The sequence below is a fragment of the Streptococcus infantis genome, from assembly GCF_047463615.1.
Taxonomy (GTDB): domain Bacteria; phylum Bacillota; class Bacilli; order Lactobacillales; family Streptococcaceae; genus Streptococcus; species Streptococcus infantis_X.
This window is the reverse complement of the sequence record NZ_JASHDO010000013.1, coordinates 1-21,992: the sequence shown is the minus strand read 5'-3', so window position 1 is coordinate 21,992 and position 21,992 is coordinate 1. Positions and strand designations below refer to the sequence as shown.

The following is a 21,992-nucleotide window of genomic DNA, read 5'->3' as shown; positions in this document are numbered from 1 at the left end:
CATCCCAGACTTTTCCTATTTATAGTTCAAAAGAGCTTTTATTTTTTCTTTTTGCTGTTTGCGAGAGCTGCTTTTTGTTGGCGGATGATTTGGTGGTAAACTTGTTGTACCTTAGCTTCACTAGGCTTTTGACCGTTTGCGCTCAAAAGGGTACGAACTGCTTCTGCATTCAAACGTGGATTGTCCGCAAATTCTTTTTCGATTTGCTTGCGCACCAAGTACATACCTCCAAGAGCTCCCCCTAGAAAAGCTAAAACAATCAAGACAATTGCTAAAATAAGATCCATAATATTTCTCCTGTTTCTTTTTGGGTCTTCTATATTATACCATAAAGTCCCCCGCCTGACTAGTTTGATTTACGCTTACATCCACTGTGATTTCCTAAGTAATTAGCAAATACTTCATACTTAGTAAAACTTAGTAAAATAAGTCCATTTTCCTTGAAAGCCCTTGCAATAATTCCATTTATTTGTTATATTAAGATTATCCGAAAAAATCACATATATTTCTGAAGACTTATTTTTTTACAATAAAATGTATGCGCTTCCAAACATGAGAAAGGAGAATTTTGTGGATAAAAGATATTGGGAAAAATCCTGCAAGTATAGCATCCGAAAATTGAGCATCGGAGCTGCCTCTGTTTTACTAGGAGCTGTTTTTTTAGCAGCACAGGGTGTGGCTGCTGATGGTATCGAGATTCCGGAAAGTGAGGCAACAATTACTGAAACCTCGGCTAAACCGGATACGAAAGTTGAGGAAGTTGTTGCTTCTAACACAGAGACTCAGCCTATAGCTGAATCATCTGAGAAGCAAACCATCGCAGAACCAGAATTACCTCAAACAAGTAGTCAGTCAGATACAACGACAGCTACCGCCCCTGCTGAAAATAAGGAGAGCGAGAAACCAGAACTTCCTGTGAACAAGCAAGAACATTACGAACTACATTACAACCAACCAACTGCTCCTTCCTATGACGGATGGGAAAAACAAGCCCTTCCAGTCGGAAACGGAGAAATGGGTGCCAAAGTCTTTGGTTTGATTGGTGAAGAAAGAATCCAGTACAATGAAAAAACCCTTTGGTCTGGAGGCCCACAGCCAGATAGTCAAGACTACAACGGTGGAAACTACAAAGATCGCTACAAAGTCTTAGCTGAAATCCGTAAGGCCTTAGAAGACGGAGACCGTCAAAAAGCAAAACGCCTAGCTGAAAGAAATCTCGTTGGGCCTAATAATGCCCAATATGGCCGCTACCTAGCCTTCGGTGATGTCTTTATGGTCTTCAATAACCAAAAGAAAGGCTTGGAGAATGTTACCGACTACTACCGTGGCTTGGATATTTCTGAAGCTATCACAACTACCTCGTATACCCAAGACGGGACAAGCTTCAAACGCGAGACCTTCTCTAGCTTCCCAGACGATGTTACTGTCACTCACTTGAGTAAAAAAGGGGATAAGACCCTTGATTTTACGCTTTGGAATAGCTTAACAGAAGACCTAATTGCTAATGGACAGTATTCTTGGGATAATTCTAATTACAAAAAAGGGACTGTCAGTGTAGATTCTAATGGTATTTTGCTCAAGGGTACTGTTAAAGATAACGGCCTTCAATTTGCCTCTTATCTTGGTATCAAGACTGACGGACAAGTCACTGCTCAAGATGGTTATTTGACCGTTACAGGAGCAAGCTATGCGACCCTTTTACTCAGTGCCAAGACTAATTTTGCTCAAAATCCAAAAACCAATTACCGCAAAGATATTGATGTAGAAAAAACTGTCAAATCTATCGTAGATGCTGCCAAGGCAAAAGACTATGAAAGTCTGAAAAATGATCACATCAAGGATTACCAAAGCCTTTTCAATCGTGTTCAATTAAACCTCGGTGGTAGTAAGTCTAATCAAACTACAAAAGATGCTCTTCAAACTTATAATCCAACAAAAGGCCAAAAGCTAGAAGAACTCTTCTTCCAGTACGGACGTTACCTCCTCATCAGTTCTTCTCGTGACCGGACTGATGCCCTTCCTGCCAACTTGCAAGGAGTCTGGAACGCTGTAGATAATCCACCCTGGAACTCTGACTATCACCTCAATGTCAACCTACAGATGAACTACTGGCCTGCCTACATGAGCAATCTTGCAGAAACTGCCAAGCCAATGATCAATTATATTGATGATATGCGCTACTATGGCCGTATCGCTGCCAAGGAATACGCTGGTATTGAATCCAAAGAAGGACAAGAAAATGGTTGGTTGGTTCATACCCAAGCAACGCCATTTGGCTGGACAACTCCTGGTTGGAATTACTATTGGGGCTGGTCTCCTGCTGCCAATGCTTGGATGATGCAGAACGTCTACGACTACTATAAATTCACCAAGGACGAGACCTATCTCAAAGAAAAGATTTATCCAATGCTCAAGGAAACTGCTAAGTTCTGGAATTCCTTCCTGCATTATGATCAAGCAAGTGACCGTTGGGTATCTTCTCCATCCTACTCACCAGAGCATGGAACTATCACTATCGGGAATACCTTCGACCAGTCTCTAGTTTGGCAGTTATTCCACGACTACATGGAAGTGGCCAACCATCTGAAAGTGGATCAAGACCTTGTAACAGAAGTTAAGGCTAAATTTGATAAGTTAAAACCACTTCATATCAACCAAGATGGTCGTATCAAGGAGTGGTTTGAGGAAGACAGCCCTCAATTCACCAACGAAGGCATTGAGAATCACCACCGTCACGTTTCTCATCTGGTCGGACTCTTCCCTGGTACCCTATTTAGCAAGGATCAACCTGAGTACCTTGAGGCTGCGCGTGCTAGCTTGAATCACCGTGGAGATGGTGGTACTGGATGGTCTAAGGCTAATAAAATCAACCTTTGGGCTCGTCTCCTAGATGGAAATCGTGCCCACCGTTTGTTGGCTGAACAGCTCAGATCTTCAACCCTAGAAAACCTCTGGGATACCCACGCGCCTTTCCAAATCGATGGAAACTTTGGTGCAACCAGCGGTATGGCTGAAATGCTCCTTCAATCTCACACAGGCTACATTGCCCCATTACCAGCCCTTCCAGATGCTTGGAAAGACGGGCAAGTTTCTGGTCTTGTAGCACGTGGCAACTTTGAAGTCAGCATGAAATGGCAAGAAAAGAATCTTGAATCCCTCACCTTCCTTTCAAATGTTGGTGGAGATTTGGTTGTAGACTATCCAAATATTGAAGCAACTTTGATTAAGATTAATGGTAAGGAAGTCCAAGCTACCCGTATCAAAGATAACCGTATTCAGCTTGCTACTCAAAAAGGCGACGTCATTACATTTGAAAACTTCCCTGGACGTGTGACTCGCTTATCAGCCCTTCGAAAAGATGCCATGACGGCTGAACTTGACTTTAACCCAGTCAAGGGAGCAAGTCATTATGTCATCCAACGAGAAAGCAAGGATGAAAATAGCCAAGCTTCTAGCCTACGTGAGTTTATCACCAACCAAACTCACTTTATCGATCGCTCAATTGATTCTAGCCATGCCTATACCTATACTGTTAAAGCTATGATGGGCGAACGTTCAACACCAGTTTCAGATGCTGCTTCTATTGATGCCTTTAGTGAGTTAGTAGATGACCGTGACAAACGCATCCAGTACGGCTCTGCCTTTGGAAATTGGTCTGACACAGAACTATTTGGTGGAACAGAGAAATACGCTGATATCTCAAATGGAAATTACTCTGATAAAGATGCGACTGCAACCATTCCATTCAATGGACCTGGTATTGAAATCTACGGTCTCAAGTCATCTCAATTGGGACTTGCTGACGTTAAAATCGATGGTAAATCTGTTGGAGAACTTGACTTCTATACAGCAGGAGCAACTGAAAAGGGGGTATTAATAGGACGTTACACAAATCTATCCTCAGGTCCTCATTTGATGACCATCACTGTTAAGCGCGAGCACAAAGGACGTGCCAATGAGCGTGCAAAAATTTCTCTCGATTACTTCAAAGTCTTCCCAGGACAAGGAGAAGCTGTTGAGAAGATCGACGACCGTGACCCTCGTATCCAGTATGGTTCCATGTTTAAGGATTGGAGCGATGCAGAACTCTATGCTTCTACAGAAAAATACGCTGACATCAACGCTGATGATAGCCTCGCTTCTGAAGCCACTGCAACCATTCCATTCTCTGGAACAGGTATCCGAATCTATGGATTAAAAACAGCATCACTAGGCAAGGCACTTGTCACACTGGATGGAAAAGAGATGCCAGCTCTTGACTTCTACACTCCAGGAGCGACTGAAAAAGGTGCATTAATTGGCGAATTTACCAATCTAGCAGATGGCGATCACGTTCTTACTTTGAAAGTAGATCCGAATTCTCCCCAAGGACGAAAGAAAGTTTCTCTTGATTCCTTTGATATCTTAAAAGCTCCGTCCGTGTCACTCGATAGTCCAAGCCTTGAAGCCGTTAAGAAAGAAGACAAGACTGTTACTCTAACCTTACCAGCTGGTAATTGGGATGCTATCGCTGTGACCTTCCCTGGCATCAAAGATCCTCTCCTACTCAGAAAAGTCGATGATGACCATCTTGTCACATCAGGCGAACAAACAGTATTAACCATTAAGGACAACAAGGTCCAACTAGATATTCCTGAGGCTACAGATCGTAAAGCAGGCAATCCGATAGAAGCATATGCCATCCAAGGTACAACAACGACTAGTCCTGTTGTAACTGTCTTTCCTAAGGACGAAACTGCTCCAGTTGAAGAAAAAATCCTTACAAGTAAAGGGGATGAGCCTGCTCCAGTTGTAACCATTCCTGAGTACACAGATCCTATCGGCACTGCAGGTGACCAAGAAGCACCTTCTGTGGTAATTCCTGAATACACTGAGCCTATCGGTACTGCAGGTGATCAGGAAGCGCCTTCTGTGGTAATTCCTGAATATACTGAACCTATTGGAACTGCGGGAGATCAGGAAGCGCCTTCCGTAGTAATTCCTGAATACACTGAACCTATCGGTACTGCAGGTGACCAAGAAGCGCCTTCTGTAGTAATTCCTGAATATACTGAACCTATCGGTACTGCAGGTGACCAGGAAGCGCCTTCTGTGGTTATCCCTGAATACACCGAGCCTATCGGTACTGCAGGTGATCAGGAAGCGCCTTCTGTGGTAATTCCTGAATATACTGAACCTATCGGCACTGCAGGTGACCAAGAAGCGCCTTCTGTGGTAATTCCTGAATATACTGGGCCTATCGGTACTGCAGGTGACCAGGAAGCGCCTTCTGTGGTAATTCCTGAATACACTGAGCCTATCGGTACTGCAGGTGACCAAGAAGCGCCTTCTGTGGTAATTCCTGAATACACTGAGCCTATCGGTACTGCAGGTGATCAGGAAGCGCCTTCTGTGGTTATCCCTGAATACACTGAGCCTATCGGTACTGCAGGTGACCAAGAAGCGCCTTCTCTAGTAATTCCTGAATACACTGAGCCTATCGGCACTGCAGGTGACCAGGAAGCGCCTTCTGTGGTTATCCCTGAATACACAGATCCTATCGGCACTGCGGGTGACCAGGAAGCGCCTTCTGTGGTTATCCCTGAATACACTGAGCCTATCGGCACTGCGGGTGACCAGGAAGCGCCTTCTGTGGTTATCCCTGAATACACTGAGCCTATCGGTACTGCGGGTGAACAAGAAGCACCAAGTATCACACTTCCTGAGTTTAAACTCAAAGTAATGAAAGATAAGACTACAAGAGCTCAAGTTATTAGTGGAACAACTGAACTCGAAGAAGCAAGCTACCTTGACAGTCAAAAAGTTGAAAACAAAGAACTCTTTAGCAAAAAATACGATGCTTATACCCTTCAACTTAAGGATAAAGATGGCAAACTAGTTCAACCAAAAGGTGCTGTACTCGTTCGTTTACCAGTTTCAGGTGCTGTCCAAGAACTCTATCAGTTGACTCCGACAAAAGACTTGAAATCACAAGAATTCACCATCCGAGATGAATATCTTGAGTTTATCGCTCTTGACCTGAACACCTATGCTATTGTCTATAAGACAGAGAGTACAACTGTTAAACCAGTGCCAGCCCAGACAGAAGAAACAAAGGTAGAAACTACAACACCATTGGCTCAAAGAAAAGATGCCAATGACAAAGCTTCTACGAATGAAAAACAACTTCCAGCTACTGGTGAGCAAACTAGTCCTCTCCTCTTTATGGCAAGTCTCAGCCTAGCCCTCTCGGCTGCCTTCTTACTAAAAAGTAAGAAAGATTAATACTCAATGAAAATCAAAGAGCAAACTAGCCGCAGGTTGCTCAAAGCACTGCTTTGAGGTTGTAGATAAGACTGACGAAGTCAGTCACATATATAATCCAAGGCGACGTTGACGCGGTTTGAATTTGATTTTCGAAGAGTATAAAAATTGTCCCCCCCAGGAATAACAATTTATTCCTATATAAAAAAGGATGGAAAATCATTCCATCCTTTTTCTGTTTCAATATTTTAACTACCGATGAAAAAACATCCAACTTTTTTGAAAAATTCAGTGGATTAATACTAATCCTGATTATTAGTTAAATTTTTCTTTCGAAAATAAAAACATTTTTTTCACTTTATAATATTCTTTGATTATGCGCTTTATAATTTTGGTAATTTTTTGGTTAACAACTACATATAACCTACACAATTTACACCAATTACTCCTCGTCTTAGGAATATCGTATGAAGCTTCTCATATTCAAATTGTTCATATTCAAATTTCTCATATTCAAACTTCTCGTATTCAAACTTCTCGTATTCAAACTTTTCATATTCAAAAACTTCAATTCCTATTTCGTTTAATACTTCTTCTGGTAACTCGTCCTTTGACCAAAATACACCTCCTTCATCTATTGGTTTAGACAAGTCTAATACGAGATACGTTCCCATACCATTGCTAAAAAAATTGTAATAACAAGAAATATCAGCTGTTAACTGCTCATCAAATTCCCAATCATAATCTGCTATTGGTTCAATCATATCTAGGTCGTCTAATCCCATACTTTTACTCGTAAAATCATTAAAACCTGCATGAATGTGTGTATAGAAATCACGGATACTTCCGTCAAGTTCTAGTTTGGACTGATTAAAGTGATCTGTAAACTCTTGGTCCGAAATCGGCATTTTGCCCTCATAAAAAACCAAGCTATTACTTCGATACGTTCTAATTGAATAAAGCAATGAGTAATTGCTTCCAATTTTGATAAGTTCTATATCTTCTGAAAATTCTTCTAGATATGAGATTGTATTACTGAGCTCAACTCCTAAATATTTTTTCCATTCCTCAAAAATTATTTGTTTTCTTTTAGAAAAATCTGATGTTTGAAATGCATCGCGCCAATATTGTGGAATAGTATGGCTTGACAGATTTTCAAAATTAGATAAAATCTCGACCATCTCTCCAGATGGCACATATTTCTTTAAAAAATTTAATTTTTCATTCATACACTACCTCTATTGATTTTTGTAAAATTCCCTTGACCCCACTATCCTTCAACTCTTAAGTCCTAGATAGGTATAGTTTCGGGTCCCTGGACAATCTTTTTCCATCTTCACCCTAAAATAAAACCGATGTTCCCTGCCATCCTTGGCATTTTCCTTGTTCAAGACAAAGTAGTTCTTTTGGTTCATAGCCATGGTTCGCAGAATGTCGTCAATCAGAAAAGTCAGAGGTACATTCATGGTAGAGTATTTTTGAAAATCTTCCTCAAAACGAATGTAGTCATCTGAAAAATAGTCCATCTGCAATTTGTTTTCATAAAGCTCTTTTCTAGTCATCAACTTCCTCCTGACACAGTTGGATTGCGAGAATATCATCTAGCCTGATTAATCGATAGCCTTCGTCGGTTCTAACCGAGATTTCTTGAGGAGATAATTCTCTTACTTCACCCAATATCGTGCTTTTATGATTTTTCTCCTTGACCATAAAAGAGCCTTTTATTCGTCCAACGTAGAGCTGGGAAAGTAGCAACAACTTCTCGACTGGATTCAAATCTGTCGATAAATCGACACGATTTTTTTCTGCACTGAGTGAACTAGTATGCTCCGATAGAAAAAAGCCCATCCACTTCTGCATGCCTGGATCCTGGTAGTCCCTTGCGGATTGGAAGGGCAAATAAGAACGATCAATCATTTGAGTCCATCTAATCCTCCAGCAGAGTGCCCTCCGATCAGCTTGCTTCTGGCAATACTTCTCGATGCGTCCTCTAAAGCAGTCGCCTTCAAGAGAGAAGTAAAGCCGAATTGCTCTCGAATGGAATCAATGGCGGTCTGGAGCCTTTCTTCTTTTTCTAGCTTGTCAACCTCATCAAAAAGGGAAATCAACGCAAAGGATTCATCCACAAATCCTGAATAACTAACGGCAACACTTCTGACGGCTCCAGAAGTATATTTGCTATGGAATAATCTCAATACATAGCTGACTAAAAGACTCGTGCTATTGGTCGCTTCAACCTTCATCTGGGTATGGATGGAACGTTTTTGTTCCTGCTTAGAAAATCCAAGATGGATAGACACCACCGTCGTCTTCTTTCTGGCCCGTCGAAGCCTGATAGCCACTTGTTCAGCCATCTCTCGGAGGATAATTTCGATATCTCGCCGTTTGACATAATCTCTCGGTAAAATTTGCGAATTGCCTAGACCGTGAGATTTTGGCTTATAGGGTTTATGAACATTACTCTCGTCAATCCCATTGGCATGAAACCACAAGCGAAGTCCAGCTTGGCCAAGCTCCTTCTTCAGGACATCAGGATTGCTATTAGCCAATTCCTTAATTGAATGAATCTCTAAGGCGTTCAAACGCTTCTCCATCCGATGTCCAATCCCCCAAAAGTCAGTCATTTTAGGAATAGACCATACCTTATCTTCCACGTCTTGGTAAGACCAGTTTGCTCGCATAGTTGGTGTGTGCTTGGCTTCATTATCCAAGGCTAGCTTAGCAAGCAGAGGATTGGCATTAGACATGCCAACCGTCGAGTAAATCCCTGTCTGCCGCCAGATATCCCTCTGGATACGAGCCGAAAGCATATCCAGCTTATCTTTGCGAGAAATCTGCTGGTCTGGGACAAAATAATTAAGTGAACTAGTCAAATCGATAAAACCTTCATCAATAGAGTAGGGATAAATATCATTTGGAGCACCATAGTTCTGAAAGATTCGTTGGATTTCCATATTGACTGCGATATACTTATCCATCCGAGGAGGGACAATCACGGTCACCCGAGCCCAGTCTTCGATGAATTTCACATAGTCTGGGTCTGTCCGTAAGCCTTGTTTCTTGGCATTGTAGTAGGAAAATTTGCGCGTCCTGATATCAAAGGGCAGGTCATAAGCACGACCGACATTCGCCTTTCCAAAAACCTTTTTAAACATAGGCGAGGAGGCAAGAATCAGCCCAACAGAATTATCCGCTCGACTCATGACACAAAGGGAGGTCTTGAGGGGATGGAGTCCTCTTTCCACACACTCAACACTAGCATAAAAGGACTTCATATCAACAAAGGCAATATCACTTTTGGGCTCTCTGGAATAATCAAAGTAGCCCATAGGCTATCCCTCCATCGGTACAAAGTTGCCCACGATAATGCCCACAATCCGTGGATCTTCCTCATAAGAGATGAAAATATCCTTGTATTTAGGATTGATTGAGACCAGACGTAAACCTTCTGCCTCTCGATAGACCCGCTTGATATAGGTTTGATTGTTGCAAACCACTGCATAGACAGCGCCATCATAATCAAATCCAGTCTCTCGAATCAGAGCCACGGAACCATTTTGATACTTGGGTTCCATAGAATCCCCAGATACCCAGGAAGCAAAATCGTGAGCTAGTTCCTCATTAAAGTAAACCGTGTCAAAGTTTCGATCATCATAAACTGAAGCTCCAACACCCGCCGACATGCGTTCGTAGACATGATACTCGAAAAGTTTTTCTGGCATGGCCGTTACCTTCTTAGCTTGTTCTTCTTGAACCAGGTTGCGAGCATAGACCACTACCTTCTCTTTTCCTTGGTTAGAGAGGCTGTTATAGAGACGGACAATTTCGATTTGGGTGAAATAACCTTTTGCTACTTTTAAGATTTTCTCTAGCTGACTAACCTTTTCTTCGGAAGGCTCCTTGACTCCACGTTCCCAAGCTGAATAAGCCTGAAAACTAATCCCAAGCTGCTCTGCAATCTCTTTCTGTGTTAGCTTTAACTCTTTTCTCCGAGCCTTGAGTTTTTCTGGTTGGTACATGACTTACCTCCTAGTGTGATGTTTTCATCGTAGGTTGACTCTATTTTGAAATTCAACCATTTTGGTTTAGTTTTATTATATAAAAAAAGTAGACAAATGTCTACTGGGAATGTTGAGTTTTGGCAAACGACTGGTAATGATGATGCTATAGATTCCTTATCTCAAATACCGCCGTATGAATCCACTCGTTATTCATTTGAAAGTCATTCTCTATGATTCTACTAAAGGTGAAACCATTTTTTAAAAGTACTCTCTGAGAGGCCAGATTGTCCCTTGCCGTTCCTGCAATAATCTTATGTAAACCATAAGTAGTAAAGGCCTTTTCTAAAACGAGTTTAACTGCTTCGCTTGCATATCCTAAATTAGTAACATTTTCTCCAATCCTATATCCAAGTTCTGCTGTTTTTCTATCCTTCCCTAAAACACTTAAATTGATTCTTCCAACCATAGTGCCTTGTGCATCTCTAATAAGATGCATGTAGACATCATGATTCTCTTGTTCCCTTAACAATTCCCGTGTAATTTCTTTAAAACCTTCTAAGTTAAAATAGTGAGATGGTCTAGGAGGTAAACTTCGCTCAAAATACTCCCGATTTTCTTTTTCAAAAGAATAAATATCTATGCTATTTTCTTCAGACATCAGCTCTAAACTTATCATTGTAAAGCATCTCCTATCATTCTCTAAATTCAAATGTACTCATGTTCACACAAAGTGACATTTACAGAATTTACAGAGCTATCTTAATTTATTCATATCGCATCTACATTATAACATACTTATGAAGAAAAATAATATCCGTCAAGGTCCTCATAAATTCCAACATCTTGCTAAACAAGCAGGTGTTTCTCTTGAAGCCATCTCAGAAGCTCTTACTCATAGTGATAAAGAGATTACAAAAACTTACGTTAATATCAAAGATAAAGTCAATCAGACTGTAGGTGATATTGCTTTTCGTAGTTTAAAAAATTGATGGGGTGAATTTTGGGGTGAACTTTGATTTTTTGAAACAAAAAAGACATCCAAGAGAAAATTCTTGAATGTCTGTAAACGTTGATATAATCGTATTGATTAACGTTTTGAGAATTGTGATGCTTTACGAGCTTTCTTAAGACCTGGTTTCTTACGTTCAACTTTACGTGAGTCACGTGTAAGAAGTCCTGCGCGTTTCAATGAATCGCGGAAGTCTAGGTCTACTTGAAGAAGGGCACGAGCGATACCGTGACGGATAGCTCCTGATTGACCAGCGTATCCACCACCTACAACGTTAACGAAAACGTCGTATGAACCTACAGTTGAAGTAACTGCGAATGGTTGGTTGATGACAAGACGAAGGTCAGCGTGTGGGATGTACTCTTCAACATCTTTTTTGTTAACAGTGATTTTACCAGTTCCTGGAACAAGGCGAACGCGTGCAACAGCGTTTTTACGACGTCCAGTACCTGCATATTGTGCTTGTGACATACTTTATTGTTCCTTTCCTTAGATAAGTCCTGAAATATCAAGAACTTCTGGTTGTTGTGCAGCGTGAGTGTGCTCAGCTCCAACGAATACTTTCAATTTCATACCTTGAGCGCGTCCAAGAGTATTGTGTGGAAGCATACCTTTAACTGATTTCTCGATCAAACGTACTGCATTTTTAGAACGAAGTTCACCAGCAGAGATTGATTTCAATCCACCTGGGTGGTTTGAGTGAGTGTAGTAGATCTTATCAGATGCTTTTTTACCAGTCAATTTAACTTTTTCAGCATTGATAACGATTACGAAGTCACCTGTATCAGTGTGTGGTGTGAATGTTGGTTTGTTTTTTCCGCGAAGTACGCTAGCAACAACTGCTGAAAGGCGTCCAAGAGGTACATCAGTTGCGTCAACAACGTACCATTTGCGTTCTACTTGGCCTGGTTTAGCCATGAATGTAGTTTTGTTCATGATTTCTCCTATATGAATATCGTTTTTGTTTACAGGGCGGATGTTCCGGTCCGCAAGTTATTTGAAAGGTTCCGGGGCCTTACAAATGGGGTAAACAATACCGTCTACTATTGTATCAAAATTCTCAGATAAAAGTCAAGAGATTGGGAAAATATTTTTTTATTTCTGCCAGATTCTCAATCTTTTTTCTTCCTGTTCCTGAAGGATTGTCTGAAAAATTTTAGAGACTAAATAAATGGCACAAGTCAGGAATAGCGTAACCACTAGATAATTGATCAAACGACCGTGGTCTCCAACCAATGGCGGTTTTGTCAAAAAGCCATAATCTCCACCCGTCATTAGATTGACCACAAAGATCACAGCATTCAGTGAAGATGTGATGATTAGGGTTCGTTTGAAGTCCAATAAGCTAGCATCGTAGTCCTTCAAAAGATAAATCAAGGAATTTCCAAAGAGAGCTAAGTGTCCGAAAATAAAGGACAGGATGGCAATGTGGGGGAAGGGATAGGGATCTGGCACTGGATAAATAAAAGCTGCCAAAGTTCCAAAGGTTCCCAATACAGCAAAATACTGTTTGACTCTAGAGACACCCGGGGTCAAAAGCACTACAAACATAGCCAAACGGCAATGATAAAGGGGTAGACTTTCAGTTAGAGGCATCTGATTTACTAAATACCATCCGTAGAGCAGGATTAGCTGTACCGCCTGTAAAATCTGAAAAAATCGCTGACAGGCCTTTTTCTCACCATAACGATAGGCAAGAAACACAGTCAATGCTAATAAGGTAAATAGACTTCCATACCAAAGAAGGTCAAACTGGGGTGGCTCCGTCGGCTGCGTACTAAATAAAGCTTCCCAAAAATTCATGTAACTTTCCTCATTTTCATATAAGCCAATCTCTTACTGATTTTTATAGAGCCTAGCTTACATTTATTTCTTATAATTTTGTGTAAAAGAAACTGTCGATCTTAATATAAAACAAAGCTTCTAATCGACATATTGTTCCCGCTCACCCTGATAGACCTGCCATAGAATTTCCATTTGTTCTTGGGTTATTCGTTTTTCAGATAGGGGTGGGAGATTCTTGATATCAAAAAATTCAAGTTCTGCAATTTCTTGATTTTCTTGAAATTGTCCATCCAATAACTGACAGTCAAAGACGAACTTGGCATACTGTTTGTTCTGAAGTTGAAAGCGATTGGTATCAAAAACCGCTAATAAAGAGCCTACTTCTGCCGAAAATCCTGTTTCTTCCTGAACTTCTTTTCGGATATTTTCCTTGGGAGAATATCCTACCTCACCAAAGCCACCAGGTAATGCCCAAGTATCCTCTCCTTGTCCTCTAACCAAACAAATCTTCTGGTCTTGAACAATCCAAGCTCGTACGTCCATCAAGGGAGTTGCATAGCTACCTGTTGGTTTTAAAATTGAAGTCAATTCCTCTTGATCAAGCTCTGTTTGATCCTGCAAGACACTCCATAAAATCTGACGTAAATCCTCATAACGTTCACGGTCATAAGGATCCTTGGAATAGGTCAACCCAGTATCAGTGATAGCTAATATTCTCTGAATAGCTTTGGCGAAATCAGTTGTGCTCATTTTCTAAACTTTCTACTAGCTTGGCTAGATTCATAGAGTTCGAACCTTTAAGCAGAATCTGGTCATGTGCGCCAAGACTTTCCTTGACCTGCTTAACCATGGCTTCAAACTGGTCCTCATCGGCTATTTTCTTGAAGTAGTACACATGACCGATTGGGAACATTTGACTAGCTAACTGAGCCAATTCAGCAATGTCTTCACCGTAAAAAATAACAGTATCAAGGGCATCGGGTGTAATGCTCAAAATCATCTGATTATGAAGTTGAACAGACTGATCTCCAAGTTCTTTCATATCCGCCAGAACTGCGATTTTCTTGCCACCTTCATTGGCTGGAATGGCAGAAAACGTTTCTAAAATCAACTTCATGGCAGTTGGATTGGCATTGTAAACATCTGATAAGATATCCGCACCGTTGGCTGCTTTTTTCCACTCGGTACGATTACGGGTCAATTCAAGATTTTGGAAGGCTTGACGGATTTGCTCTTCAGTCACTCCTTCTTGAAGAGCAACATAAGATGCGATCATAGCATTAGTCGCATTGTACTTACCTGTTACTGGCAAGTCAAGAGCCTGCTCTAAGAAATTGGCCTTGAAAGTTAAGCTATCCTTACGCTCAATCAATTCTGTAATTTCGAGTTCTGCACCTGGACCAAAACGAACTACTTTTTGATCAGCAGGTAGATAATCCTCTACAATAGGATCAGCTGGCGCCAAAAGTAAGGAACCCTTTTCCATCCCATCAGCGATTTGTAATTTACCTTTTGCAATTTCAGAACGGTCCTTAAAGAAGGCCAAATGAGCTTCTCCAACCAAGGTCACGATAGCTGTCTTTGGATGAGCTAATTCAGACAAAAGATGGATATCTCCTAGGTGATCCTGCCCCATTTCCAAGACCAGCTTTTCAGTATCATCTGGCATATGGAGAACCGTATAAGGGAGGCCAATCTCGTTATTATAATTTCCTTGCGTTTTGTAGGTTTTGTAGCTTGTAGAAAGTAAATGGGCCAACATATCCTTGGTAGTTGTTTTCCCATTTGAACCTGTAACAGCAAAGACATCGACACCTGTTTTTTGAAGGTAATAGGCCACAAGTGCTTGGAAGGCTGTCAAGACATCATCTACTAAAATGTAAGGATGACCTACTACTTCTTTCTCTGATAAGGTTAAAGCTGCGCCATTTTCAAAAGCTGTCTCGATAAAGTCATGACCATCACGCGCCCCCTTGAGTGGCACAAATAAATCCCCAGCTCCAATCAAACGACTATCAAACTCAGCCTTGACTAGTGGGCTATCCACATAGCTAGTCACATCATTTTTTGCACCGACAACACGCGCAACTTCGTGAATCGTAAGTTTCATGTTTACTCCTTTAAAAAGGGGCAAGGAGTCCTTCCCGCCCTTATGTCTGTCTTTACAATAGGTGCGCTTCACGCTTGTCAAAACTTTCCTTAGCAAGATCAACCAAACGCTCGATTAGTTCTGGATAGCTAATCCCCATATTGTCCCAAAGCAAGGGATACATAGACCATTGGGTGAAGCCTGGCATCGTATTTAACTCATTTAGGAAAACTTCTCCCTTATCTGTATAGAAAAAGTCACAACGTGAGAGACCAAGTCCACCAATAGCACGGAAGGCAGTTTCTGCATTTTTACGCATGACAGCTGCCACGTCATCACTGATTTTGGCTGGGATGTCCATAGTAATCTTGTTATCGATATACTTGGCATCATAGTCATAAAAAGCTACGTCTTTGACAACTTCACCAGGTAGCGTGCTCTTAACATCATAGTTCCCTAAGAGACCAACTTCGATTTCACGTGCATTGACTCCTTGCTCTACCAAGACACGGCTATCGTACTTGAAGGCAAGTTCGAGAGCTTGATGGAGTTCTTCTTTATTTTCAGACTTAGAAATACCAACACTAGAGCCCATATTGGATGGTTTGGTAAAGACTGGGTAACTTAATTTTTCTTCTACTTCTGCAATCTTAGAAGCCAAATTATCCCCTTCAACAATAGCTACGTAAGGAACTTGGGCAATCCCAGCAGACTCTAAAACACGCTTGGTTGTAATCTTATCCATAGCAAGGCTTGAAGATAGGATGTTACAGCCAACATAAGGCATTTTCAGAACTTCTAAGAAACCTTGAACAGAACCATCTTCTCCCATAGGTCCATGAAGAACTGGAAAGACCACTGCGCCTTCTTCATAGATAGCACTTGGAGCAATTTTCTTGTCCCAATCGATTGTTTCATTGGTCATAAGACGGTCTTCCTGCCCAGGAGTTTGGGTAAATTCTTGGGTTTTGATAAAGTCTCCAGACTGGCTGATAAAGAAGGTTTTTACTGTGAAACGATCATAGTTAACCGCACGCATGACACTCTCAGCTGACAAGACAGACACTTCACGTTCTGCACTGCGTCCACCATATAATAGAATAATTGTTTGTTTCATATGATTGTCCTATTTCTACTAGAATACTCGCCTTTTAGTATATCACATTTGTCTATTTTTTTAAACTTGAATAGCACAAAACAAGAAAAGAGACTGGAAGAAAAATAGTCCAGTCTCTGTGTTCTTAAATATTTTATACCTGCTAGCTAATTATTTAGCGATTTAACCTCATAAACTAAAGCTCTGTACGATTTTCAATGGCCCTTAGGAGTGTTACTTCGTCCGCATACTCGATGTCTGCTCCGACCGCTAGTCCTCGTGCTAGACGAGTAACCTTAATCCCCGCGGGTTTGAGAAGTCGAGAGAGATACATCGAAGTCGCTTCACCATCAGCTGTCGCATTGGTTGCCACGATGACCTCCGAAACCTCACTATCCATGAGACGAGTCATGAGACTCTTAAGGTTGATGTCATCTGGACTAATGCCATTCATTGGTGAAATCAAGCCGTGTAGGACATGATAGAGTCCGTGGTATTCTTGGATATTTTCCATAGCCGCTACATCTCGGCTATCCTCTAATACTAGGATAGTTGTCTGGTCACGACTAGGATCCGTACAGATTGAACATGGATCATCATCCGTTAAACGTCCGCAAATCGAACAATAGGTCAATTCTCGCTTAGCCGCAAGGAGATTTTTTGCAAATTCATTAACGTCATCATCAGGCATCCCAATGGTATAAAAGGCCAGTCGGGTAGCTGTCTTGATCCCGATACCTGGAAGTTTAGAATAGCTGTCAATCAGCTTGGCTATAGGTGTTGGGTAAAGCATGGCTTCCTTTCTAGTTCATTGGATGGTGTTGGTTGTAAAGATTGATAATATCGCGCGCAATAGATGGACCGACACCGTTGGTTAGGTTGGTATTATGTGGGAAGACAACTGCAACTGCAATCTGAGGATTATCCGTTGGGGCATAAGCTACTGCGTTGGTATTATTAGCCTTCTGACCACCATTGACGTAACTTTCGGCCGTACCAGTCTTACCACTGATAGAGACTGCTGCTCCATTTGAAAAGGCACGACCTGTCGTAAGTGCACTTGTTCCGTGCGATACCTGGTAAAATCCTTGTTGCAAGATAGACATGTCAGACTCAGAAATATTGATTTTATTCATTTCGGTACTACCTGTTTGCTGAATCAAACTTCCTAAACCACCTTGCTCATTATTATCATAGACTCCCTCTACTATACGAGGAGCCAAGCGAACACCATTATTGGCAATAGTTGCTACATACTGAGCTAGCTGCATCGGCGTGTAGTTATCGAACTGTCCAAAGGCGTTATTTAGATAATTAGCCAAATCATAGTCTTTAGGGATAAATCCTGTTGACTCGTCTGGTAGGTCAATTCCTGTAGAAGCTCCCAGACCATATTCACCAAAGGTTGAACGTAATTTCGCCATAGCAGACTCAAGATTGCTGGTTCCTACTGTCATATTAGGCTGATAGGTTTGCCCCATAATCCCTAGAGCGGTTTGGACCATGTAGGTATTAGATGAGTATTCCAATGCCTCGACAGCTGTGATCGGGAAGGAACCGTAAGAAAGGGTGTACCACGAATTGATCGGTGCAGAACCTTGAAAGACGATTGGTTGGTCAGTCAAAGTTTGATTGCCTGATAAAACACCATTTTCCCAACCTGAGCTGATGGTTGCCGCCTTAACGACAGATCCTGGAACAAAAACGTTGGTCACTGTACCGAGTGAGTCTGGAGTCAATTCACCAGATTCCAGATTGTGCTTGATCCCTGACATAGCTAGAACAGCTCCTGTCTTAGGATTTAGGGCAACCGCATAGACACCTTCTGAATATTGGGCACCTCCGTTTGCAAGTTCAGAGTTAAAATAGCTTTTCAGAAGGCTATCTACACTATCCTGGAAGGCCAAATCAATGGTCAGTTTGATATTTTTACCCTTGCTACCTTCCTCAATATTTTCTACACTCTCCATATCTCCATGTTTGTCGAGATGAATTTCCTTAACAGTACGTTTCCCTTGTAGGACTTCCTCATATTGTTTCTCAAGGTAAGAGGTTCCAACACGGTCATTGAGAGAATAACCTTTTTTTAGATAGGCATCTACTTCCTCAGCTGGAAGACCTGATTTTTCACTGGAAACACTTCCTACGATAGAAGCAAGAGAGGTTTCAAGGACCTTGCGATCCCACGAGGTAGAGATGCTAATCCCAGGCAACTCTTTAGATGCAGAGGCGATTAGAGCGACTTGAGTATCACTTAAAGGATCTGTTTGGATATTGCCTGTTGCAAAATTTCCAACTGCATTGAGCTGACTAAAGAGATAAATAGCCTTCTTTTCATCCTCTGTATAATTAGTTTGGCTAGAGCTAACACTCTCAACAGCATTGTTATAAAGGTCCGATTCAGAAAGTTGATTACCATCAGAATCAAAACGCTTATCTTTGGGTAGGGCCTCTACCGTTTTTTTATAAACTGCTGGATCAGCTAGATAATAGTCAGCAATTTGACGTTCTGTCAAATCTGGAGAGGATACCGTCACATAAGTTAATAGTTTAGTAGAAATATCCTTTAAATCAGTCGCTGTCATCTTATTGCTTCGTGTGAAAGCAACTACTTGTTTAACCGTATTTTCTACCAAAGGTTTTCCAGCTGCATCATAGATTTCTCCACGGGCAGAACCTGTTGTAACCCGCGTCTGACTAGCAGATGCTAACTTAGCTTCATAAAAATCTTTGTTCACGACTTGCATATAGAGCAAGCGACCAATGATTGTCATGAAGAGCAAAATAACGATCGCAAACAATAAATTAAGCCGAGTCGGTATCGAATGGCTGTTGAATTTTCTCATACAAATCAGTCTCGTTTCTAATCAAAATCTCACTCTTCATTGTACCATAATTTGATGAGAAAATTATGGAAAAAGAAAAGACTTTTCCTTTTTATCCAAAAACAAAGCATCTATGGTATAATAGAAGTAAGCGCTATAGTATTTGCTGGATTTTTTATCAATAAAATTTGACAAATAGCTACAAAGGAGTCCCATGAACAAGCAAGACATCTCTACGATTATTGATCTTCACTTTGAAGAAATGACCGATTTAGAACAAGAGATTGCCCGCTATTTTTTGCAGGCAGATACCATTCATGATGACTTGTCTTCTCAGCAGGTCACTCAAAAACTTCATATTTCTCAGGCCGCTCTCACTCGCTTTGCCAAAAAATGTGGCTTTACGGGTTATCGAGAGTTCATTTTTAAATACCTACAACAAATTGACAACCTTTCAGTCCCACAGCAGGATATGAACCCCTTGACTCAAAGAGTCTTGAGAAGTTATACAAATATCCGAGAGATGTCTCAAGAGTTGATCGATGATGACCAACTGGAGCGCATCGCTCAAATGATTGATCAATCAGAACGCGTCTATTTTTTCGGAACTGGAAGCTCTGGCCTAGTTGCACGTGAAATGAAATTACGTTTCATGCGACTAGGAGTCGTCTGTGAGGCTTTGACAGATCCTGATGGATTTGCCTGGACGACCAGTATCATCGATGAAAAATGTTTAGTCTTTGGCTTCTCCCTGTCAGGAACAACTCCGTCCATCATTGATAGTCTACTTGATGCTCAAGATATGGGGGCTAAGACCGTTCTCTTTACAAGTATGCCTAGTAAGGAAACCCAAGCCTTTACGGAAACTGTATTGGTAGCCAGTCAAAGTCAAGCTTCTTACATCCAGAGAATCTCTGCCCAACTTCCGATGTTGATTTTAATCGACCTACTCTATGCCTACTTTTTAGAAATTGACCGCGAAAGCAAAGAAAAAATCTTTAATAGCTTTTGGGAAAACAATAAACTAAATGGCTATCGTAGAAATAGAAGAACAAAATAATCCTACACAACTGGACTACTTCCTATTTAGTAGTCCATAAAGAAAATATTACCAATGGTCTTATCACTCCTTTAAAGAGGGATAAGGCCTTATTTTTTTCTTAAGAGCCTCCCTCAACCGTTAATTAGAACTGCCTTTCAATATCGTTTGTAACAAGGAGCATGCCCATTAAATCATGAGATAAGTAGACTCTATAATGTCTATAGTTGCTGTACTAACTGTAGGAATTATGGAGTTTTTTGACAATAGACAAAATAGCTCAACAGTAAAATAGAAAAGCACCACAGAAGCTATTAAGCATACAATAGAATTGCCTAATCAAACATCAAGGTGTCGCTTGTTTTTGAATCACAGATTATAAAGAAATACATGTGCTACTCAGTTACACTCCCCTTTTATGAATTCCTTCCCAAGATAAGAGGAGCAAAGAGATTTATCAAAAGCCCAGCTTTCCCTCTCCTTGAGTAAGTTAAAATCGTCTCCTTCCTTCATGTTTCTATGGCTAAGAATATAGGCAAGCCCTCGTAATCAATTCACCTATCGTAAGGCAGCTTTATCAGATATCAGCGTTCATTTGCTAAAAAGCAACTCACTTCTAATAAACACTTTCTTTTAGATTTTACTTCTGTTGTGATTTTATCTACAACTCTATCTAATAGAAGATTTTTTGTGCCTAATGAGTAAAAAAAACACCCCGAATCATGATATATCATAGATTCGGGATGACTTCATATCTTTTTATGAATCTTGTTACTAACTTTTCTTCTCATAGACTCTCAGCAGAGATTCTATTTTATAACTAGTCGAAAAAAGGGAACACATAGTTCCCCTTTTTCTATGACTTAAAACCGGCTCTGGTCGTCAATCGTAACTTGTTATTTTTAAGCAAATAACTTTACTCACTTAAGAAAGATGACTATTTTTCGTCTTCTTTTTTACGACGTCCAAGTGCTGCCAATCCTACAAGTCCTGCAACTACTCCGAGTACAGTTGATCCTGCAGATGTAGTTTCACCAGTATTTGGAAGTTGGCCTTTAGCTGATGTTGGATCTACCGGTTTACCTGGTGTTGGTTCTACAGGCTTACCTGGTGTTGGATTCACTGGTTTACCTGGTGTTGGGTTCACTGGCTTACCTGGTGTTGGTTCCACTGGTTTACCTGGTGTTGGTTCCACTGGTTTACCTGGTGTTGGGTTCACTGGCTTACCTGGTGTTGGGTTCACTGGCTTACCTGGTGTTGGTTCCACCGGTTTACCTGGTGTTGGGTTCACTGGCTTACCTGGTGTTGGATCCACCGGTTTACCTGGTGTTGGATCCACCGGTTTACCTGGTGTTGGATCCACCGGTTTACCTGGTGTTGGTTCCACTGGTTTACCTGGTGTTGGGTTCACTGGCTTACCTGGTGTTGGATCCACCGGTTTACCTGGTGTTGGGTTCACTGGCTTACCTGGTGTTGGTTCCACTGGTTTACCTGGTGTTGGATCTACAGGTTTATCTGGAGTTGGCTCTACAGGTTTGTCTGGAGTTGGTTCTACAGGTTTGTCTGGAGTTGGTTCTACAGGTTTGTCTGGAGTTGGTTCTACAGGTTTGTCTGGAGTTGGCTCTACAGGCTTATCTGGAGTTGGTTCTACAGGTTTGTCTGGAGTTGGTTCTACAGGCTTATCTGGAGTTGGTTCTACAGGTTTGTCTGGAGTTGGTTCTACAGGCTTATCTGGAGTTGGCTCTACAGGTTTGTCTGGAGTTGGTTCTACAGGCTTATCTGGAGTTGGCTCTACAGGCTTATCTGGAGTTGGCTCTACAGGCTTATCTGGAGTTGGTTCTACAGGTTTGTCTGGAGTTGGTTCTACAGGTTTGTCTGGAGTTGGCTCTACAGGCTTATCTGGAG

At 41.3% G+C, this 21,992-nt stretch carries 18 protein-coding genes and 1 pseudogene; 4 read left to right on the top strand and 15 right to left on the bottom strand.

Annotated features, from left to right (window positions below; translation table 11 throughout):
• Positions 1-38: 38 nt before the first annotated feature.
• Complete coding sequence (locus tag QM874_RS09350; RefSeq protein ID WP_075226808.1) at positions 39-287, bottom strand: YneF family protein; 249 nt, start codon at positions 285-287, stop codon at positions 39-41.
• 283 nt (positions 288-570) lie between these two features.
• Here QM874_RS09350 and QM874_RS09345 point away from each other — a divergent pair, with 283 nt between their 5' ends.
• On the top strand, positions 571-6,264 hold the full coding sequence (locus QM874_RS09345) for an SIALI-17 repeat-containing surface protein (protein ID WP_414317069.1): 5,694 nt from the start codon (positions 571-573) through the stop codon (positions 6,262-6,264).
• Positions 6,265-6,756: 492 nt separating this feature from the next.
• A pseudogene (locus QM874_RS09340) lies at positions 6,757-6,939 on the top strand (hypothetical protein); the annotation flags it as partial.
• A 581-nt stretch (positions 6,940-7,520) separates the two neighbouring features.
• Here QM874_RS09340 and QM874_RS09335 read toward each other — a convergent pair.
• The 5 genes from QM874_RS09335 to QM874_RS09315 form a co-directional block, all read right to left on the bottom strand.
• A complete protein-coding gene (locus QM874_RS09335; protein WP_414317068.1) occupies positions 7,521-7,805 on the bottom strand; it encodes a DUF5960 family protein in 285 nt (94 codons plus the stop codon).
• Positions 7,798-8,160, bottom strand: a complete 363-nt coding sequence (locus QM874_RS09330; protein WP_414317067.1) for a hypothetical protein — start codon at positions 8,158-8,160, stop codon at positions 7,798-7,800. The genes QM874_RS09335 and QM874_RS09330 overlap by 8 nt, the downstream gene beginning before the upstream one ends.
• The gene (locus QM874_RS09325) at positions 8,157-9,572 is read right to left on the bottom strand and encodes a Y-family DNA polymerase (RefSeq protein ID WP_414317066.1); all 1,416 of its coding nucleotides are present in this window, start codon (positions 9,570-9,572) and stop codon (positions 8,157-8,159) included. The genes QM874_RS09330 and QM874_RS09325 overlap by 4 nt, the downstream gene beginning before the upstream one ends.
• A gap of 3 nt (positions 9,573-9,575) precedes the next feature.
• Entirely contained in the window at positions 9,576-10,262 is a 687-nt protein-coding gene (locus QM874_RS09320; RefSeq protein WP_414317065.1) for an XRE family transcriptional regulator, read from the bottom strand.
• Between the two features lie 145 nt (positions 10,263-10,407).
• On the bottom strand, positions 10,408-10,920 hold the full coding sequence (locus tag QM874_RS09315) for a GNAT family N-acetyltransferase (protein ID WP_414317064.1): 513 nt from the start codon (positions 10,918-10,920) through the stop codon (positions 10,408-10,410).
• Positions 10,921-11,041: 121 nt separating this feature from the next.
• Between QM874_RS09315 and QM874_RS09310 the strand changes: the two genes are divergently transcribed.
• Positions 11,042-11,233: a site-specific integrase gene (locus QM874_RS09310; protein ID WP_414317063.1), complete on the top strand. Its 192-nt coding sequence runs from the start codon at positions 11,042-11,044 to the stop codon at positions 11,231-11,233.
• 98 nt (positions 11,234-11,331) lie between these two features.
• Here the strand turns inward: QM874_RS09310 and rpsI are convergent, their stop codons facing one another.
• The 8 genes from rpsI to pbp2b all read right to left on the bottom strand — a co-directional run bounded on the left by rpsI (position 11,332) and on the right by pbp2b (position 19,069).
• On the bottom strand, positions 11,332-11,724 hold the full coding sequence (gene rpsI, locus QM874_RS09305) for a 30S ribosomal protein S9 (protein ID WP_414317062.1): 393 nt from the start codon (positions 11,722-11,724) through the stop codon (positions 11,332-11,334).
• Between the two features lie 18 nt (positions 11,725-11,742).
• Positions 11,743-12,189 (bottom strand): 50S ribosomal protein L13, encoded by a 447-nt coding sequence (rplM, locus tag QM874_RS09300; RefSeq protein ID WP_001044622.1) that lies wholly within the window; start codon positions 12,187-12,189, stop codon positions 11,743-11,745.
• Positions 12,190-12,348: 159 nt separating this feature from the next.
• Positions 12,349-13,056: a TIGR02206 family membrane protein gene (locus tag QM874_RS09295; protein ID WP_248035120.1), complete on the bottom strand. Its 708-nt coding sequence runs from the start codon at positions 13,054-13,056 to the stop codon at positions 12,349-12,351.
• Between the two features lie 120 nt (positions 13,057-13,176).
• A complete protein-coding gene (locus QM874_RS09290) occupies positions 13,177-13,788 on the bottom strand; it encodes an NUDIX hydrolase (protein ID WP_414317061.1) in 612 nt (203 codons plus the stop codon).
• A complete protein-coding gene (locus QM874_RS09285; protein ID WP_414317060.1) occupies positions 13,775-15,148 on the bottom strand; it encodes a UDP-N-acetylmuramoyl-tripeptide--D-alanyl-D-alanine ligase in 1,374 nt (457 codons plus the stop codon). Before QM874_RS09285 ends, QM874_RS09290 begins: the two co-directional genes overlap by 14 nt.
• Positions 15,149-15,200: 52 nt before the next feature.
• Complete coding sequence (locus tag QM874_RS09280; protein ID WP_414317059.1) at positions 15,201-16,244, bottom strand: D-alanine--D-alanine ligase; 1,044 nt, start codon at positions 16,242-16,244, stop codon at positions 15,201-15,203.
• Between the two features lie 175 nt (positions 16,245-16,419).
• On the bottom strand, positions 16,420-17,016 hold the full coding sequence (recR, locus tag QM874_RS09275; protein ID WP_414271381.1) for a recombination mediator RecR: 597 nt from the start codon (positions 17,014-17,016) through the stop codon (positions 16,420-16,422).
• 10 nt (positions 17,017-17,026) lie between these two features.
• The gene (pbp2b, locus tag QM874_RS09270) at positions 17,027-19,069 is read right to left on the bottom strand and encodes a penicillin-binding protein PBP2B (RefSeq protein ID WP_414317058.1); all 2,043 of its coding nucleotides are present in this window, start codon (positions 19,067-19,069) and stop codon (positions 17,027-17,029) included.
• A 193-nt stretch (positions 19,070-19,262) separates the two neighbouring features.
• Between pbp2b and QM874_RS09265 the strand changes: the two genes are divergently transcribed.
• Positions 19,263-20,108, top strand: a complete 846-nt coding sequence (locus QM874_RS09265; RefSeq protein ID WP_414317057.1) for a MurR/RpiR family transcriptional regulator — start codon at positions 19,263-19,265, stop codon at positions 20,106-20,108.
• 916 nt (positions 20,109-21,024) lie between these two features.
• Here the strand turns inward: QM874_RS09265 and QM874_RS09260 are convergent.
• A partial coding sequence (locus QM874_RS09260) for an LPXTG cell wall anchor domain-containing protein (RefSeq protein ID WP_414317056.1) occupies positions 21,025-21,992 on the bottom strand: 968 nt, incomplete at its 5' end.